The sequence below is a fragment of the Burkholderia sp. 572 genome (assembly GCF_040545135.1).
Taxonomy (GTDB): domain Bacteria; phylum Pseudomonadota; class Gammaproteobacteria; order Burkholderiales; family Burkholderiaceae; genus Burkholderia; species Burkholderia cepacia.
The window spans coordinates 72,945-88,237 of the sequence record NZ_JBEPLH010000010.1; the positions used below are offsets into that span (position 1 = coordinate 72,945).

The following is a 15,293-nucleotide window of genomic DNA, read 5'->3' on the forward strand; positions in this document are numbered from 1 at the left end:
TAAAAAACGTGTAAACGCGGGCGGCGGGGAACGGCGGGCGGAACGACGGGCAGGACAGGAGACAGGACGGGCGACACGCCGGTGCCGCCCGCCGGGAGGGCGTGCCGACATGATGCCGGCACGAAGGGATGTATCACGGAACGAGGATCGTCGAGCCGGTGGTCTTGCGCGACTCGAGGTCGGCATGCGCACGGCCGACTTCCGCGAGCGGATAGCGCTGGTTGATGCTGGTTTTCACCTTGCCCGACAGGATCACGTCGAACAGCTCGGCGGCCGCGGATTCGAGATCGGCGCGCTTCGCGATGTACGAGAACAGCGTCGGCCGCGTGAAGAACAGCGAGCCGCGCGACGAGAACTCCTTCGAATCGATCGCCGGCAGCGGGCCCGACGCGTTGCCGAAGCTGACGAAGTAGCCGAGCGGCGCGAGGCAGTCGAGCGAGCCGATGTAGGTGTCCTTGCCGATCGAGTCGTAGACGACGGGCACGCCCGCGCCGTTCGTGATCTCCTTCACGCGCTGCGTGAAGTTCTCGCGCGTATAGACGATCGGATGGTCGCAACCGTGCGCCTTCGCGAGCGCGGCTTTCTCGTCGGAGCCGACCGTGCCGATCACGGTCGCGCCGAGCGCCTTCGCCCATTGGCACACCAGCAGGCCGACGCCGCCGGCCGCCGCGTGGATCAGGATCGTGTCGCCGGCCTTCACCGGGTACGTGCGGCGCAGCAGGTAGTGCGCGGTCAGGCCCTGCAGCATCACCGACGCCGCGTCGTCGTAGCTGATGCCGTCCGGCAGCTTCACGAGCCGCTCGGCCGGCATCACGCGCTCCTGCGCATACGCGCCCGGCGGCTGCCCGACGTACGCGACGCGGTCGCCCGCCTTGAGCGCGGTCACGCCTTCGCCGACGGCCGTCACCTCGCCCGCCGCCTCCATCCCGAGACCGCCGGGCAGCGGCTGCGGATAAAGGCCGGTGCGGAAATACACGTCGATGTAGTTGAGCCCGACCGCGTGCTGCCGAATGCGGACTTCACCCGCCTTCGGCTCGCCGACCTCGACATCGACCCACTTCATCACGTCCGGGCCGCCGGGCTGGTCGTATCGGATTGCTTTCGGCATCGTTTCGCTCCTTGTCTGTCTGTCGGTCAGGGAAATGGTCGGATCGACGACGCACGGCGCCGACCGATGCAGGCAACAGCCGGCGGCAGGCGCGTCGCGACGCACGATTCTCGCCCGGCGCCGCGGTCCGTGCATGGCCCTGCCCGCAACAGGGGCAATCGGGCCACGCTGCGGGCTAGCAGCGGTCCTGCATGTTCCGCGCCAGATCGTCGAGCAGCATCCGCGCCGTCGCGACGTTGGTCGCGACCGGCACGTCGTGCACGTCGCACGCGCGCACGAGCGCGGTGATGTCGGGATCGTGCGGCTGCGCGGTCATCGGGTCGCGCAGGAACACGACGATGTCCACGCGGCCGTCCGCCAGTTCCGCGCCGATCTGCAGGTCGCCGCCGAGCGGCCCCGACAGCTTGCGCTCGACCTCCAGCCCGTGCGCGTCCGCGATGCGGCCGCCCGTCGTGCCGGTCGCGACCAGCCGGCATTGCGCGAGCGTCGCGCGGTATTCGCCCGCGAGCGCGACGATCTCGTCCTTCTTCGCGTCGTGCGCAATCAATGCGATGCGGGGTTTGCTCATCTCCGGTTCCTTCGTCGTTCAGTTGTTGTCGTGATCGTGATTCGGGACGCGCGCGTCAGAACGTGCCCGGATACGCGCCGCCGTCGAGCAGCCAGTTCTGCCCGGTGATGTAGCCGGCATGCACGCTGCACAGGAACGCGCACGCCGCGCCGAACTCTTGGCGCGTGCCGAGGCGGCCGGCCGGGATCTCCTTCGTGCGCCGCGCGCGCATCTCGTCGACCGTCACGCCCTGCGCCTTCGCCGACGCGGTGAGCGTGGTCGCGATCCGGTCGGTGTCGAACAGGCCAGGCAGCAGGTTGTTGATCGTCACGCCCTGCCCCGCGACCTTGCGCGAGAGCCCCGCGACGAAGCCGGTCAGCCCCGAGCGCGCGCCGTTCGACAGCGCGAGCACGTCGATCGGCGCCTTCACGGCCGAACTGGTGATGTTGACGATCCGGCCGAAGCGGCGCGCGATCATCCCGTCGAGGGTCGCGCGGATCAGCTCGATCGGCGTCAGCATGTTCGATTCGAGCGCACGGATCCAGTCGTCGTGCGAGAAGTCGCGAAAGTCGCCGGGCGGCGGGCCGCCCGCATTCGTCACGAGAATGTCCGGCTGCGGGCACGCAGCGAGCGCGGCGGCGCGCCCGTCCGGCGTCGTGATGTCGCAGGCGACCGCGGTCACCGACACGTTCGCGCCGGCGCGGATCTCCTCCGCGGCTTCCTCCAGCGTGTCGCGCGTGCGCGCGATGATCACGAGGTTCACGCCCTCCGCGGCCAGCGCTTCCGCGCAGCCGCGACCGAGCCCCTTGCTTGCCGCGCACACGAGCGCGGTCTTTCCTTCGATGCCGAGATCCATCGTCGATTCCTTGGTGGCGACACGCGCCGGCGCGGCCCGGTCGCTTCGGCGCCCGGACCACGGGCAGGCCAGGCAGGCGAACGGGCGGGCGCAGGCGCGCGGATTGTCGTGAGACGTCGATATTATCCGGATCATGCGGCGCGCCTTGGTAAAATTGCGGACATAAGCGCGCGGCCGGCTTGCGCCCGCCCCCGCCCCCGATCCTCTTTTGCCGCCAAGGCGCCCCCCGTCATGAAACAGGACAGCCGTTTCCCGAATCTCTTCATCACCGATCACCCGCTGATCCAGCACAAGCTCACGCACATGCGCGACAAGGACACGTCCACCCGCACGTTCCGCGAGCTGCTGCGCGAAATCACGCTGCTGATGGGTTACGAGATCACCCGCAACCTGCCGATTACCACCAAGCGGGTCGAAACCCCGCTCGTCGAGGTCGACGCGCCGGTGATCGCGGGCAAGAAACTGGCGATCGTGCCGGTGCTGCGCGCGGGCATCGGGATGTCGGACGGCCTGCTCGACCTGGTGCCCTCCGCGCGCGTCGGCCATATCGGCGTGTACCGCGCCGACGACCATCGCCCGGTCGAATACCTGGTGCGCCTGCCGGATCTGGAAGACCGCATCTTCATCCTGTGCGACCCGATGGTCGCGACCGGCTACTCGGCCGTGCACGCGGTCGACGTGCTGAAACGCCGCAACGTGCCGGCCGCGAACATCATGTTCGTCGCGCTGGTGGCCGCGCCCGAAGGCGTGCAGGTGTTCCAGGACGCGCACCCCGACGTGAAGCTGTTCGTCGCGTCGCTCGATTCGCACCTGAACGAGCACGCGTACATCGTGCCGGGCCTGGGCGACGCGGGCGACCGCCTGTTCGGCACCAAGAACTGAGCCCCGGCACGGCCCGCGGCGGCCCACCCGGCCGTTCGGCCATGCGCGGCGGCCCCGATCCGGCGGTCGCCGCGTGATAAAATCCCGATCCACTCGACACGCGCGGCCCCGCGGCTTCATGCCCGCCGACACGGCCGCCGACTCAACGACACATTGAAACAATCGCCCGCGCTGCGCGCCCGGGCACGGAGAAAGGTATGGCTGGTCATTCGAAATGGGCCAACATCAAGCATAAGAAGGCAGCGGCCGACGCGAAGCGCGGCAAGATCTGGACCCGCCTGATCAAGGAAATCCAGGTCGCGGCGCGCCTCGGCGGCGGCGACGTCAACTCGAACCCGCGCCTGCGTCTGGCGGTCGACAAGGCGGCCGACGCGAACATGCCGAAGGACAACGTCAAGCGCGCGATCGATCGCGGCGTCGGCGGCGCGGACGGCGCGAACTACGAGGAAATCCGTTACGAAGGCTACGGCATCAGCGGCGCGGCGATCATCGTCGACACGCTGACCGACAACCGCACCCGCACGGTCGCGGAAGTCCGCCACGCGTTCTCGAAGTTCGGCGGCAACATGGGCACCGACGGCTCGGTCGCGTTCATGTTCGATCACGTCGGCCAGTTCCTGTTCGCCCCCGGCACGTCGGAAGACGCGCTGATGGAAGCCGCGCTCGAAGCCGGCGCGAACGACGTGAACACGAACGACGACGGCTCGATCGAAGTGCTGTGCGACTGGCAGGCATTCTCGGCGGTGAAGGACGCGCTCGAAGCCGGCGGCTTCAAGGCCGAACTCGCCGAAGTGACGATGAAGCCGCAGAACGAAGTCGAATTCACCGGCGACGACGCAGCGAAGATGCAGAAGCTCCTGGACGCGCTCGAGAACCTCGACGACGTGCAGGACGTGTATACGAACGCCGTCATCGTCGAGGAATGAGATGCCGGCCGCCGCGCACGCGTTGCGGCGGCGGCCCGATCGAATCCGCGGCCGGCGCGCCTGAGCGTGCCGGCCGCCCTGTTTTCTAGTCTGCGGGGAATCCCATGAAACTACTCGTCGTCGGTTCCGGCGGCCGCGAACATGCGCTGGCGTGGAAGCTCGCGCAGTCGCCGCGCGTCCAGATGGTCTACGTCGCGCCCGGCAATGGCGGCACGGCACAGGACGAGCGTCTGAAGAACGTCGACATCACGGCGCTCGACGAACTCGCCGATTTCGCGGAAAGCGAAGGCGTCGCGTTCACGCTCGTCGGGCCGGAAGCGCCGCTCGCGGCCGGCATCGTCAACCTGTTCCGCGCACGCGGCCTGAAGGTCTTCGGCCCGACCCGCGAAGCCGCGCAGCTCGAGAGCTCGAAGGATTTCGCGAAGGCGTTCATGAAGCGCCACGGCATCCCTACCGCCGAGTACGAAACGTTCTCCGACGTGGCCGCCGCGCACGCGTACATCGACGCGAAGGGTGCGCCGATCGTCGTGAAGGCCGACGGCCTCGCGGCCGGCAAGGGTGTCGTCGTCGCGATGACGCTGGAAGAAGCGCATCAGGCCGTCGACATGATGCTGTCGGGCAACAAGCTGGGCGACGCCGGCGCGCGCGTCGTGATCGAGGAATTCCTCGACGGCGAGGAAGCCAGCTTCATCGTGATGGTCGACGGCAAGCACGCGCTGGCGCTGGCTTCGAGCCAGGACCACAAGCGCCTGCTCGACGAGGATCGCGGCCCGAACACCGGCGGCATGGGCGCGTATTCGCCCGCGCCGATCGTCACGCCGCAGATGCACGCACGCGTGATGCGCGAGATCATCATGCCGACCGTGCGCGGGATGGAGAAGGACGGCATCCGCTTCACGGGCTTCCTGTATGCGGGCCTGATGATCGACAAGGAAGGCAATCCGCGCACGCTCGAGTTCAACTGCCGGATGGGCGACCCGGAAACGCAGCCGATCATGGCGCGCCTGAAGAGCGATTTCTCGAAGGTCGTCGAGCAGGCGATCGCGGGCACGCTCGACACGGTCGAGCTCGACTGGGACCGCCGCACCGCGCTCGGCGTCGTGCTGGCCGCGCACGGTTATCCGGACGCGCCGCGCAAGGGCGACCGCATCAACGGGATCCCGGCCGAGACCGAACAGGCGGTCACGTTCCATGCGGGCACGACGCTCGACGGCGACAAGCTGACGACGTCCGGCGGCCGCGTGCTGTGCGTGGTCGGCCTCGCCGATTCGGTGCGCGAAGCGCAGCAGCATGCGTACGACACGATCAACCAGATCAATTTCGAAGGCATGCAGTACCGCCGCGACATCGGCTTCCGCGCGCTCAACCGCAAGAGCGCGTAACGTTGCAACCGCCGCCCCGCCCTCGCGCGGCGGCGGGTCCTCTGCCGGGGTTCGATAGAATGCCCGGCAGATGCCTTTTTTACGGCCCCCGCTTCGCACGGGGGCACCCAGTCCAGACATGACCGATTCGACCTACGACGTGACGCGCGTGCGCACGTACCTCCAGGGCCTGCAGACACGCATCGCCGACGCGCTCGGCGCGCTCGACGGCACGCCGCTCGCGACCGATGCGTGGCAGCGCGGGCCGCAAGAGCGCCTGCGCGGCGGCGGCTGCACGCGGATTCTCGAAGGCGGCCGCGTGTTCGAGCGCGCGGGGATCGGTTTTTCCGACGTCGCGGGCGACGCGCTGCCGCCGTCGGCGAGCGCCGCGCGTCCGCAGCTGGCCGGTCGCGGCTTCGAGGCGCTCGGCGTGTCGCTGGTGCTGCACCCGCGCAATCCGTACTGCCCGACCGTGCACATGAACGTGCGGATGCTGATCGCGACGAAACCCGGCGAGGCGCCGGTCTTCTGGTTCGGCGGCGGGATGGATCTGACACCGGTTTATCCGTTCGAGGACGACGCGCGGCATTTCCACCAGACCTGCAAGGACGCGCTCGATCCGTTCGGCGCCGAGCTTTATCCGCGTTTCAAGACGTGGTGCGACGAGTATTTCTTCCTGAAGCACCGCAACGAGACGCGCGGTGTCGGCGGGATCTTCTTCGACGATTTCTCCGAGCCCGGATTCGAACGCTCGTTTGAGATGATGCAAAGCGTCGGCGACGCGTTCCTGGACGCCTACCTGCCGATCGTCGAGCGTCGTGTCGCGCTGCCGTACGGCGAGCGCGAGCGCGACTTCCAGGCATACCGGCGCGGCCGCTACGTCGAATTCAACCTCGTGTTCGACCGCGGCACGCTGTTCGGCCTGCAAAGCGGCGGCCGGACCGAATCGATCCTGATGTCGATGCCGCCGGTCGCGAACTGGCGCTACAACTGGCAGCCCGAGCCGGGCTCGCCGGAAGCGCGCCTGAGCGAGTTCCTCGTGCCGCGCGACTGGGTCTGAGCCCGCCGCGCCCCGCCGCCCCAAGAACAGGACACGTTTTTCTGGACACCATCGCCCGCCCCGCCCCGCTGCCGCGTCGTATCGGCCTGCTGGGCGGCACTTTCGACCCGATCCACGACGGCCATCTCGCGCTCGCGCGCCGGTTCGCCGGGCTGCTCGGCCTGACCGAACTCGTGCTGCTGCCCGCCGGGCAGCCGTACCAGAAGCGCGACGTGTCGGCCGCCGAGCATCGGCTTGCGATGACCCGCGCGGCCGCCGGCTCGCTGTCCCTGCCGGGCGTGACCGTGACCGTCGCCACCGACGAGATCGAGCACGCCGGCCCGACCTACACGGTCGAAACGCTCGCGCGCTGGCGCGCGCGGATCGGCCCGGACGCGTCGCTGTCGCTGCTGATCGGCGCCGACCAGCTCGTGCGCCTCGACACGTGGCGCGACTGGCGCACGCTGTTCGACTACGCGCACATCTGCGTGTCGACGCGCCCGGGCTTCGATCTCGGCGCGGCGCCGCCGGACGTCGCGCGGGAAATCGCCGCGCGGCAGGCCGGCGCCGACGTGCTGAAGGCCACGCCGGGCGGGCACCTGCTGATCGATACGACCCTTTCGTTCGACATCGCCGCGACCGACATCCGCGCACACCTGCGCGAATGCATCGCGCGCCATGCGCAAATGCCCGACGCATCGGCCGAGCATGTGCCGGCCGCCGTATGGGCCTATATTCTTCAACATCGCCTCTACCATTCCTGAATCCATGGATATTCGCAAACTGCAGCGCGTGATCGTCGACGCCCTCGAAGACGTCAAGGCGCAAGACATCAAGGTGTTCAACACCAGCCACCTGACCGAACTGTTCGACCGCGTGGTCGTCGCTTCGGGCACCTCCAACCGCCAGACCAAGGCCCTCGCGTCGAGCGTGCGTGACAAGGTCAAGGAAGCCGGCGGCGACATCGTCAGCTCCGAAGGCGAAGACACCGGCGAATGGGTGCTCGTCGACTGCGGCGACGCCGTCGTGCACATCCTGCAGCCGGCCCTGCGCCAGTACTACAACCTCGAGGAAATCTGGGGCGACAAGCCCGTGCGGATGAAGCTCGGCGGCGGCAAGGGGAACGGCTTCGCCACGGCCAGCGAAGGCGACGAGGACGAGGAAGAAGCCGCGCCCGCACGCCCGGCGCGCAAGACGGCCGCCCGCCGCCGTTGAGCCCCGAGTCGTTACGCGTCTCCCGATGAAGCTTTTCATTCTTGCGGTCGGCCACAAGATGCCGGGCTGGATCGCGTCCGGCTTCGACGAATACACGAAGCGGATGCCGCCGGAACTGCGCATCGAGTTGCGCGAGATCAAGCCCGAACTGCGTTCGGGCGGCCGCAGCGCCGAGAGCGTGATGGCGGCCGAGCGGCAGAAGATCGAGGCCGCGTTGCCGAAGGGCGCGCGCCTCGTCGCGCTCGACGAGCGCGGCCGCGACTGGACCACGATGCAGCTCGCGCAGGCGCTGCCCGGCTGGCAGCAGGACGGCCGCGACGTCGCGTTCGTGATCGGCGGTGCCGACGGGCTCGATCCGGAACTGAAAGCACGTGCCGACGTGCTGCTGCGCATCTCGAGCATGACGCTGCCGCACGGAATGGTGCGCGTGCTGCTCGCCGAACAGCTTTACCGGGCGTGGAGCATCACGCAGAATCACCCCTACCACCGCGCATGACGTGTCGTCCTCGAGACGCGCGCCTCGCGCGCTCACCGAGATAACGACACCATGCCGTCCAGCACGTCCCCCGCACTTTTCCCGACCCTTTACCTCGCTTCACAAAGCCCGCGCCGCCAGGAGCTGCTGCAGCAGATCGGCGTACGCTTCGAGCTGCTGCTGCCGCGCCCCGACGAGGACGCCGAAGCGCTCGAGGCCGAACTGCCCGGCGAAGCCGCCGATGCCTACGTGCGGCGCGTGACCGTCGCCAAGGCCGAGGCCGCGCGTGCGCGCCTCGTCGCGAGCGGCAAGCCGGCTTCGCCGGTGCTGGTCGCCGATACGACCGTCACGATCGACGGCGCGATCCTCGGCAAGCCGGCCGACGCCGACGACGCGCTCGCGATGCTCACCCGCCTCGCGGGCCGCGAACACGAAGTGCTGACGGCCGTCGCCGTGATCGATGCCGACGGCCAACTGCTGCCGCCCGCGCTGTCGCGCTCGTCGGTGCGCTTCGCGGCCGCGTCGCGCGATGCGTATGCACGCTACGTCGAATCGGGCGAGCCGTTCGGCAAGGCCGGCGCGTACGCGATCCAGGGGCGCGCCGCCGAGTTCATCGAGCGAATCGACGGTTCCCATTCAGGTATCATGGGTCTGCCCCTTTTTGAGACCGCGGCGCTGTTGCGCGCCGCGCGTGTCGCCTTCTGAATCCCACCATGAACGAAGAAATCCTGATCAACCTCACGCCGCAGGAAACGCGGGTCGCACTCGTCCAGCAAGGCGCGGTGCAGGAGCTTCACGTCGAGCGCACGCTGTCGCGCGGGCGGGTCGGCAACATCTATCTCGGCAAGGTCGTGCGCGTGCTGCCCGGCATGCAGTCGGCATTCATCGACATCGGCCTCGAGCGCGCGGCGTTCCTGCACGTCGCCGACATCTGGCATCCGCGCCTCGCGGGCGAGCCGCAGTCGGGCACGCCGCACCAGCCGATCGAAAAGACCGTGTTCGAGGGCCAGACGCTGATGGTCCAGGTGATCAAGGATCCGATCGGCACGAAAGGCGCCCGGCTGTCGACGCAGGTCAGCATCGCGGGCCGCACGCTCGTCTACCTGCCGCAGGAGCCGCATATCGGCATCTCGCAGAAGATCGAGAGCGAGGCCGAGCGCGAAGCCGTGCGCGCACGGCTGACCGCCGTGATCCCGCCGGACGAGAAAGGCGGCTACATCGTGCGCACGATCGCCGAGGATGCGACCTCCGACGAACTCGCCGGCGACGTCACGTACCTGCGCAAGACGTGGGCGACGATCGTCGGGCAGGCGCAGCGGCTGCCGGCGACGAGCCTGCTGTACCAAGATCTCGATCTCGCGCAGCGCGTGCTGCGCGATTTCGCGAACGACGACACGACGCGCATCCAGGTCGATTCGCGCGAGACCTACCAGCGCCTGTCCGAATTCGCGGCCGAGTTCACGCCGGCCGTGAGCCCGAAGCTGCACCACTACACGGGTGAACGGCCGCTGTTCGACCTGTACAACATCGAGACGGAGATCCAGCGCGCACTGTCGCGCCGTGTCGACCTGAAGTCGGGCGGCTACCTGATGATCGACCAGACCGAGGCGATGACGACGATCGACGTGAACACGGGCGGTTACGTCGGTGCGCGCAACTTCGACGACACGATCTTCAAGACCAACCTCGAGGCCGCGCATACGATCGCGCGGCAGCTGCGGCTGCGCAACCTCGGCGGGATCATCATCATCGACTTCATCGACATGGAGAACGCCGAGCATCGCGACGCGGTGCTGTCCGAGCTGAAGAAGGCGCTGTCGCGCGACCGCACGCGCGTGACAGTCAACGGCTTCTCGCAGCTCGGGCTCGTCGAGATGACGCGCAAGCGCACGCGCGAATCGCTCGCGCACGTGCTGTGCGAACCGTGCCCGACCTGCCAGGGCAAGGGCCAGGTGAAAACGTCACGTACCGTGTGCTACGACATCCTGCGCGAAATCCTGCGTGAGTCGCGGCAATTCAACCCGCGCGAATTCCGCGTGATCGCCGCGCAGCAGGTGATCGACCTGTTCCTCGATGAGGAATCGCAACATCTCGCGATGCTGATCGACTTCATCGGCAAGCCGGTGTCGCTGCAGGTGGAGTCGAATTTGAGCCAGGAGCAGTACGACATCGTGCTGATGTAGCGGCCGTTCGAGTTCGGTTATTTCGTGTGAGCGGTTAGCGTTGCGGCCGGCTCGATCGCATTGCTGTCCCAACGGCCGAGCCGCATCGCTTCCTCCAGCATGCCGAGCGTCAACGGCACGCGCGGTGGTTTGCGATAACGCTCGGAAAACATCGCGAGAAACGTCGTCACCCTATCCTGTTCCTTCGGGCCGAAATAGCGGCCGCAGGGAAAATCGCCGGCCGGCACGCCAAACGTTTCGGCCCACTTGTCGATAAATTCGATTGCGTCGATTCCGGTCACATACAGATCCTCTTCGAGGCGTGACGACGGAGCGATCTTCAGTTCGCCGCCGAACAACGGGCGACCCAGTTCTTCGCGCGTGAATGCGGCCGGCTTTTCCCACGTATCGGCCGGCATTTCAGAACACCGGAAAAACAGGCCGCCCGCCTCGAGATCGATACGTCCAATGAACGCATTGCGATCGTCCGACATGCGCCCCTCGTTGTCGTTCGAGTAGCCGCCGACCATCGCAAAGCCGAGGCAGCCCGCCGTCCCTGTATCATTCGGTCATGCGCGCGATGAGCCGCCGGGCCAAGCCGCATCACGAAACGCCCATCGCGTCAATGTTCACGAATGGTTTCACGATCGCCTCCGCGATGACACGCGATCGAGACGGCGCCATGCGTCATCCTTTCGCTGCCGCCTCCGGCCGCACGATCCATTCCCCTCTCATTCACTCACCACACACCATGAGCCAAGGCCACAACCGCCGCCAGCGCAAGAAACTCCACATCGGCGAATTCCAGGAACTCGCGTTCAACGCAACCGCGCACTACCGCAACGAACTGACCGACCTCGAACGCGGCCAGCTGATCGACGCGTTCATCGACTTCGTCGAAGCGAACGGTCTGCTGACCGTCGCGTCGGCCGACGAAGGCATCGGCGCGTACGTGATCTCCGGCGCACCGCGCGGCACGACGACCGACGCCGATCGCGAACTCGTGCGCGGTTGGCTCGCCGCCCGTCCGGAACTGACCGACGTGCAGGTCAGCGAATTCTCCGACGCGTGGTACCCGGAAGCCTGACGCCCGGTTTCCCCCTGCTTTCATGCAGCGCCCGCGCCTGCCCGCCATGACGGCGGCAGGCCGGGCCGGCACCCATGCGCACGGCCCCTCGCCCGGTCGCCTCCCCGTCGCCCCACGGCGACGCGACCGCCGCCGATCCCTACCTTTTCCCGACAGTCCGCCTCCAGCAAGCCGTCGAAATCGGCCCTGAAAGGAAGACACGTTAAAATCTCCCCTCGCGTGGTGCGCCGCCCGCACCCGCCATCCATCGCCAGCCGCGTGCCCTCGGGCCGCCCCCGACCCATGGAGTGAGTGTCAATGAGCGGCGGACTTCCGTTTCCCGCATCCCGCAAGTCGTTGCCGTCCTCGACGGTCTTCCTGATTCTCGCCGCCGCCGCGCTGCTGTCCGGCTGCGGGCTGCTGCCGGTCCAGAATCCGCCCGCGCCGATCAGCGAGGCGCTCGTCGAGCCCATCCAGGAAACCGCCGGCGAACCGCTGACGATGCCGCCCGTGCCGGCGCCGACGCAGCCGGAAGGGCCGGAAGCGCCGAAAAAGCCGCACCGCGAAGTCACGCGGCCGAAGCCCGTGCAGCGCCCCGAATCGCCGACTCCGCCGCCGCCTCCGCCCGCGCCGATCGTCGCGACGCGCCCGCTCGACCGCACGCAGATCCATGCGCTGCTCGACAGCGAAGTCGCGCGCCGCAACGGCAAGGTGATCGGCCGCGCGGTCGACATGGTGACCGACGCGAGCGGCAAGCCGCGCGAGATGGTCGTCAACCTGCAGGGCTTCATGGGCGTCGGCGACCGCAAGGTCATCTTCCCGTGGAACGTGTTCCGCTTCACGCCGGGCGGCAAACAGGAGCCGATCGTGCTCGACGTGCCGTCGGGCGACCTGCCGCCGGCAGCGCGGCCCAAGGCCGTGCCGCTGTCGGGTTCGGCCGCGGCCTCGCCCGCGACGCGCCTGCCATTGCTCGACAGCGACGTCGAGCGCCCGAACGGCACGAAGATCGGCCGCATCGTCGACGTGCTGATCGACCGCGCGTCGCAGCCGCAGGCTGTCGTGCTCGACCTCGGCGGGCTCGTCAATACCGACCGCCGTTCGATCGCCGCGAGCTGGGGCGCGCTGCGCTTCGTCACGCGCGACAAGGCGCTGCGTCCGCAGCTCGACCTGAACGACGCACAGATCAAGGCGTCGCCGCCCTACGCGGCCGACAAGCCGATCGTCGCGGTCTACCCGCCCGTTGCCCCGGCACCGGCTTCGTCTGCGAGTGCGACCCGATGACGATCAAGCATTCCGTCAGCGTACGCAGTCTCCGGTCCCTCGACTGGCTCAACTTCTTCGTTGCAAACGTTCAAACAGGGTTCGGTCCGTTCATCGCGTCCTACCTCGCGTCGCACAAGTGGACGCAGGGCGAGATCGGCATGGTGCTGTCGATCGGCACGATCAGCGCGATGGTCAGCCAGGTGCCGGGCGGCGCGGCCGTCGATGCGCTGAAGAACAAGAAAGGCGCGGCCGCGTGGGCGATCGCGGCCATCATCCTGTCCGCGGTGCTGCTCGCGTCGAGCCCGACGATCGTGCCGGTGATCGCCGCCGAGGTGTTCCACGGTTTCGCGAGCTGCATGCTCGTGCCGGCGATGGCCGCGATCTCGTTCTCGCTCGTCGGCCGCGCCGACCTCGGCGACCGGCTTGGCCGCAATGCGCGCTGGGCATCGATCGGCAGCGCGGTCGCGGCGGGCCTGATGGGGCTCACCGGCGAATACTTCTCCGCGCGTGCGGTGTTCTGGCTGACCGCCGTGCTGGCGTTGCCCGCGCTGTTCGCACTCGCGATGATCCAGCCGACGCACGAAGTGATCCCGCAATCGTCGAAGCCCGACGACCACGGCGACCACGACGAAGCCGGCGAACGCGAGACACTGCTCGAACTGCTGCGCGACCGCCGGATGCTGATCTTCGCGGCGTGCGTCGTGCTGTTCCACCTGTCGAACGCGGCGATGCTGAACCTCGCGGCCGGTGAGGTCACGGCCGGGATGGGCGAGAACGTGCAGCTCGTGATCGCCGCGTGCATCATCGTGCCGCAGGCGATCGTCGCGATGCTGTCGCCGTGGGTCGGCCGCTCCGCGCAGCGCTGGGGGCGCCGGCCGATCCTGCTGCTCGGCTTCTCCGCGCTGCCGGTGCGCGCGCTGTTGTTCGCGGGCGTGAGCAGCCCGTACCTGCTGGTGCCGGTGCAGATGCTCGACGGCATCAGCGCCGCCGTGTTCGGCGTGATGCTGCCGCTGATCGCGGCCGACGTCGCGGGCGGCAAGGGACGCTACAACCTGTGCATCGGGCTGTTCGGGCTCGCGGCCGGGATCGGCGCGACGCTCAGCACCGCGGCTGCCGGCTACGTCGCCGATCATTTCGGGAATGCCGTCAGCTTCTTCGGGCTCGCGGGCGCCGGTGCGCTGGCCGTGCTGCTGGTCTGGCTCGTGATGCCCGAAACGCGCGTCGAGAACGGCGACGCCGCGGCCGACGAACCGGCCGCCGCGTCGCCCGAACAGGCGCACTGACGCCCGCGCGCCGCCGCTACCCGCTTCCAGGTCAACGCATGATGGATACGATCAGGACACTCAACGAAGCCCGCCAGCAGATCCAGCAGTCGATCTTCGATCTGTTCAAGGGGCTGTCATTCAGCGAACGGCTCGCGCAAGGCGGGCTGATGGCGCTGCAGGCCGTGTGCAGCGCGTGCCTCGCCTACGTGATCGGCCGCGCGATGCATACCGAGCAGGCCGTGTGGGCGGCGATCACCGCGATCGCCGTCACGCAGCACAACTACTCGGACACGATGTCGCTGTCGCGCGACCAGTTCATCGGCGCGATGGTCGGCGGTGTGCTCGGCTTCGCCGGTGCGGCACTCGGCGGCGACCGCCTCGTCGCGTATGCGATTACCGTCGCGGTCGTGATCGTCTGCTGCTGGTGCCTGAACGTCGGCAGCGCGGCACGGCTCGGCGGCGTAACCGCGACGATCGTGCTGCTGTTTCCGGGCAACGGCCCGCTGTGGGACGTTCCGCTGATGCGGCTCGGTGAAGTGACGCTCGGCACCGTGTGTGCGCTGGGCGTGTGCTGGGTGATGTCGAGAATCGAGCGCCGCTGGTTCCGCCACGCAGCGGCAAAGTGACGCGGCTGCCCGGCGCGCATCGCGGCATCGCGATACGCGCCGGACGATCGGCAAGGTCAGCCGCCGATCCGCAGCACGATGCCGGAACCGATCTGCACCAGCAGGTGATCCCCGCCGACGCCGACCCATTGATAACCGCGCGGCGGCGGGCTCAGGTGATAGCCGCGCCAGTCGTCGATCACGTACTGGCGATCGCGGAACTCGGGGGGAAGCCGGTCGCCCTTGTGCCACTCGCGGCGCGGCTGGTCGGCCCAGCGCGGCGGCACGTCGTCCTCATGACGCATCTGGCCGGGCGGCATGTGTTTCGGGCCGTGGCCGCGCTGCATGCCGTGGCCGCCCTGGTCGTGGTGGTTGTCGTGGTCCTGCGCCATCGCGGCCGGTGCGGCGAAACCCGCCGCGATCACCGCGGCCAGCATCATCCCGTGCATCTTCTTCATCGTGCGTTCCCTCCGTGTCGTCACGTCGAACGAAACCACTCGAACTGCCCGATGAAGACTAGCAC

Annotated in this window: 18 protein-coding genes; 13 read left to right on the top strand and 5 right to left on the bottom strand. The window is 68.3% G+C overall.

The window, feature by feature from the left end:
- Positions 1 to 133: 133 nt before the first annotated feature.
- The 3 genes from ABIC51_RS20020 to ABIC51_RS20030 all read right to left on the bottom strand — a co-directional run bounded on the left by ABIC51_RS20020 (position 134) and on the right by ABIC51_RS20030 (position 2,511).
- Positions 134 to 1,108, bottom strand: coding sequence for a quinone oxidoreductase family protein (locus ABIC51_RS20020; protein WP_059688483.1), 975 nt, complete (start codon positions 1,106 to 1,108; stop codon positions 134 to 136).
- A 175-nt stretch (positions 1,109 to 1,283) separates the two neighbouring features.
- Positions 1,284 to 1,676, bottom strand: a complete 393-nt coding sequence (locus ABIC51_RS20025; RefSeq protein WP_060086012.1) for a methylglyoxal synthase — start codon at positions 1,674 to 1,676, stop codon at positions 1,284 to 1,286.
- A 55-nt stretch (positions 1,677 to 1,731) separates the two neighbouring features.
- Positions 1,732 to 2,511 (bottom strand): SDR family oxidoreductase, encoded by a 780-nt coding sequence (locus ABIC51_RS20030; RefSeq protein WP_354006600.1) that lies wholly within the window; start codon positions 2,509 to 2,511, stop codon positions 1,732 to 1,734.
- Between the two features lie 231 nt (positions 2,512 to 2,742).
- Between ABIC51_RS20030 and upp the strand changes: the two genes are divergently transcribed.
- From upp to rng, 9 genes are all read left to right on the top strand, one after another.
- On the top strand, positions 2,743 to 3,393 hold the full coding sequence (upp, locus tag ABIC51_RS20035; RefSeq protein ID WP_011352740.1) for a uracil phosphoribosyltransferase: 651 nt from the start codon (positions 2,743 to 2,745) through the stop codon (positions 3,391 to 3,393).
- 197 nt (positions 3,394 to 3,590) lie between these two features.
- Positions 3,591 to 4,319 carry a YebC/PmpR family DNA-binding transcriptional regulator gene (locus ABIC51_RS20040; protein WP_011352741.1) on the top strand — a complete coding sequence of 243 codons (729 nt, stop codon included), beginning with the start codon at positions 3,591 to 3,593 and terminating at the stop codon, positions 4,317 to 4,319.
- Between the two features lie 104 nt (positions 4,320 to 4,423).
- Positions 4,424 to 5,701 (top strand): phosphoribosylamine--glycine ligase, encoded by a 1,278-nt coding sequence (gene purD, locus ABIC51_RS20045; RefSeq protein WP_021161100.1) that lies wholly within the window; start codon positions 4,424 to 4,426, stop codon positions 5,699 to 5,701.
- Between the two features lie 118 nt (positions 5,702 to 5,819).
- The gene (gene hemF / locus ABIC51_RS20050) at positions 5,820 to 6,740 is read left to right on the top strand and encodes an oxygen-dependent coproporphyrinogen oxidase (RefSeq protein ID WP_226229900.1); all 921 of its coding nucleotides are present in this window, start codon (positions 5,820 to 5,822) and stop codon (positions 6,738 to 6,740) included.
- A gap of 41 nt (positions 6,741 to 6,781) precedes the next feature.
- Positions 6,782 to 7,483 carry a nicotinate-nucleotide adenylyltransferase gene (locus ABIC51_RS20055; protein WP_060193461.1) on the top strand — a complete coding sequence of 234 codons (702 nt, stop codon included), beginning with the start codon at positions 6,782 to 6,784 and terminating at the stop codon, positions 7,481 to 7,483.
- Between the two features lie 4 nt (positions 7,484 to 7,487).
- Positions 7,488 to 7,934, top strand: a complete 447-nt coding sequence (rsfS, locus tag ABIC51_RS20060; protein WP_027786832.1) for a ribosome silencing factor — start codon at positions 7,488 to 7,490, stop codon at positions 7,932 to 7,934.
- 25 nt (positions 7,935 to 7,959) lie between these two features.
- Entirely contained in the window at positions 7,960 to 8,430 is a 471-nt protein-coding gene (gene rlmH, locus ABIC51_RS20065; RefSeq protein WP_006484265.1) for a 23S rRNA (pseudouridine(1915)-N(3))-methyltransferase RlmH, read from the top strand.
- A gap of 51 nt (positions 8,431 to 8,481) precedes the next feature.
- Positions 8,482 to 9,114, top strand: coding sequence for a Maf family protein (locus ABIC51_RS20070; protein ID WP_027786831.1), 633 nt, complete (start codon positions 8,482 to 8,484; stop codon positions 9,112 to 9,114).
- A gap of 8 nt (positions 9,115 to 9,122) precedes the next feature.
- Positions 9,123 to 10,592 (top strand): ribonuclease G, encoded by a 1,470-nt coding sequence (rng, locus tag ABIC51_RS20075; protein WP_021161094.1) that lies wholly within the window; start codon positions 9,123 to 9,125, stop codon positions 10,590 to 10,592.
- 17 nt (positions 10,593 to 10,609) lie between these two features.
- On the opposite strand, the gene ABIC51_RS20080 is transcribed toward rng, so the two are convergent.
- Positions 10,610 to 10,990, bottom strand: a complete 381-nt coding sequence (locus ABIC51_RS20080) for a DUF1493 family protein (RefSeq protein WP_175898314.1) — start codon at positions 10,988 to 10,990, stop codon at positions 10,610 to 10,612.
- Between the two features lie 332 nt (positions 10,991 to 11,322).
- Here ABIC51_RS20080 and ABIC51_RS20085 point away from each other — a divergent pair, with 332 nt between their 5' ends.
- The 4 genes from ABIC51_RS20085 (at position 11,323) to ABIC51_RS20100 (ending at position 14,791) form a co-directional block, all read left to right on the top strand.
- The gene (locus tag ABIC51_RS20085; protein ID WP_027786829.1) at positions 11,323 to 11,658 is read left to right on the top strand and encodes a YggL 50S ribosome-binding family protein; all 336 of its coding nucleotides are present in this window, start codon (positions 11,323 to 11,325) and stop codon (positions 11,656 to 11,658) included.
- Positions 11,659 to 11,955: 297 nt separating this feature from the next.
- Positions 11,956 to 12,918 carry a PRC-barrel domain-containing protein gene (locus ABIC51_RS20090; RefSeq protein ID WP_027786828.1) on the top strand — a complete coding sequence of 321 codons (963 nt, stop codon included), beginning with the start codon at positions 11,956 to 11,958 and terminating at the stop codon, positions 12,916 to 12,918.
- Positions 12,915 to 14,183, top strand: a complete 1,269-nt coding sequence (locus ABIC51_RS20095) for an MFS transporter (protein ID WP_021161089.1) — start codon at positions 12,915 to 12,917, stop codon at positions 14,181 to 14,183. The genes ABIC51_RS20090 and ABIC51_RS20095 overlap by 4 nt, the downstream gene beginning before the upstream one ends.
- Positions 14,184 to 14,224: 41 nt before the next feature.
- Positions 14,225 to 14,791 (top strand): FUSC family protein, encoded by a 567-nt coding sequence (locus ABIC51_RS20100; protein WP_027786826.1) that lies wholly within the window; start codon positions 14,225 to 14,227, stop codon positions 14,789 to 14,791.
- Positions 14,792 to 14,847: 56 nt separating this feature from the next.
- Here ABIC51_RS20100 and ABIC51_RS20105 read toward each other — a convergent pair whose 3' ends face one another.
- Entirely contained in the window at positions 14,848 to 15,228 is a 381-nt protein-coding gene (locus tag ABIC51_RS20105) for an RcnB family protein (protein ID WP_059688858.1), read from the bottom strand.
- Positions 15,229 to 15,293: the final 65 nt, after the last annotated feature.